This window comes from Streptomyces africanus (assembly GCF_002150735.1).
GTDB classification, from domain to species: Bacteria; Actinomycetota; Actinomycetes; order Streptomycetales; family Streptomycetaceae; genus Streptomyces; species Streptomyces africanus.
On sequence record NZ_MUKA01000717.1, the window covers coordinates 1 to 1,472 of the forward strand.

General features: G+C 72.5%; 1 protein-coding gene and 1 pseudogene. Both read left to right on the forward strand.

Translation table 11 applies throughout. The annotated features are described in order from the left end of the window. Positions 1 to 124: 124 nt before the first annotated feature. Entirely contained in the window at positions 125 to 868 is a 744-nt protein-coding gene (locus CCL05_RS43625; RefSeq protein ID WP_208641766.1) for an AAA family ATPase, read from the forward strand. A gap of 59 nt (positions 869 to 927) precedes the next feature. Further along, positions 928 to 1,472 (forward strand): annotated as a pseudogene (locus CCL05_RS43630) (hypothetical protein); the annotation flags it as partial.

Genomic DNA, 1,472 nt, shown 5'->3' on the forward strand with positions numbered 1-1,472 from the left:
GGCGCACACCGCCCTCCCTCGCCACCCGGACCACGCCGGACCGCCCCGTTCCGCTCCAGCCCGAACCCGTTCCCGACGGCCCGCCCGGACAGGCCGCAGACCCCGCTGAAGACGGAGATGCCTCGTGACTGCGGCCACCTACCAATACGTCGACCTGCCCGATGCGTCCGTGGTCACCACCCGTGCCCTGCTCACCGCCCGGGAGAACATCTCCGACACGGTCGCCGCGCGGGCCATGATGTGCATCCACGGCGGCGCCGGCTTCGGCAAGACCCTCGCCGTCAACACCTGCCTGCGCGCACTCGAACCCGGCGAGGACGTCCGCAAGATCACCTTCCGGGCCCGGCCCACCGCCCGCGCAGTGCGCTACGAACTGTTCACCGCCCTCGACCTGGCCGGGGAACCACCGCGCCACCCCAGCGAATTCGACCGCCTGCTGAAGACCGCCCTGGCCGAACGCCCCCGCACCTTCCTGGTGGACGAGGCCCAGTGGCTCAACGGGGAGGCGTTCGAATACTTCCGCTACCTGTGGGACGAACCAGCCACCCAGCTCGCCATCATCTTCGTCGGAGGCGAGGGCTGCCACACCGTGCTGCGCCGCGAACCGATGCTCTCCTCCCGCATCTTCATCTGGCAGCACTTCACCCGCCTGACCCCCAGCGAGGTCCTCGAGGCCATCCCCCTGTTCCACCCCATCTGGGCCGACGCCGACCCCGACGACATCACCTTCGCCGACAGCCACGCCGCACACGGCAACTTCCGCGCCTGGGCCCAGCTGACCGCCCACACCCGCACCGCCCTGGCCCGCACCGGCCGCCCACGCGTCGACCAGGAACTGCTGCGCTGGGCCTTCAGCCGCCTTGCCTGACCACCCCACCGCCATGCCGCTCACCGCGCCACCGCCCGTCACCGTGGTCATCGACCACCATGACGACGCGATCCGACACGCACACCGCTCTGGCCGCCCACCATCCGCCGTCCGGCCGGATCACCCTGCATCCCGGCCCGGGCACCACCAGTGAAACCGGCCTCGCCCACGACCTTCTGGCCGCCCTGGAAAAGCCGCCCCTGCTCCCGGGCCGCTTCCCCGGCGGCCGTCAGCCCGCATGGGAAGCCGCCACGGCCTGGATCACTGCCCTGCCCGTCACCCGGCTGACCGTCCTGCGCGCCCACCGCCTCACCGCCCGCCGCACGATGCGCCTTCTGCAGCTACAGGCCCGCACCGGTATCCACCTGACCCTGGTCTGCCACCGCCCCCACCTGCCCGCCGCCCTGCACCAGGCCCTGCAGACGGCCGACCACACCCTCACCACCGACCTTCAGACCGCCCGCCGCCACTACTACGGCGCGACCGCCCCCGCGCCCCTGCCTGCAGACCAACCGGCCCGGCCGGCCGACCGGTGGCTCACTCTGCCTGCACTGGACCGCCTCGTCTCCTACGACAGCCCCCGCCCCTGCGCCGCCCCGTGCAC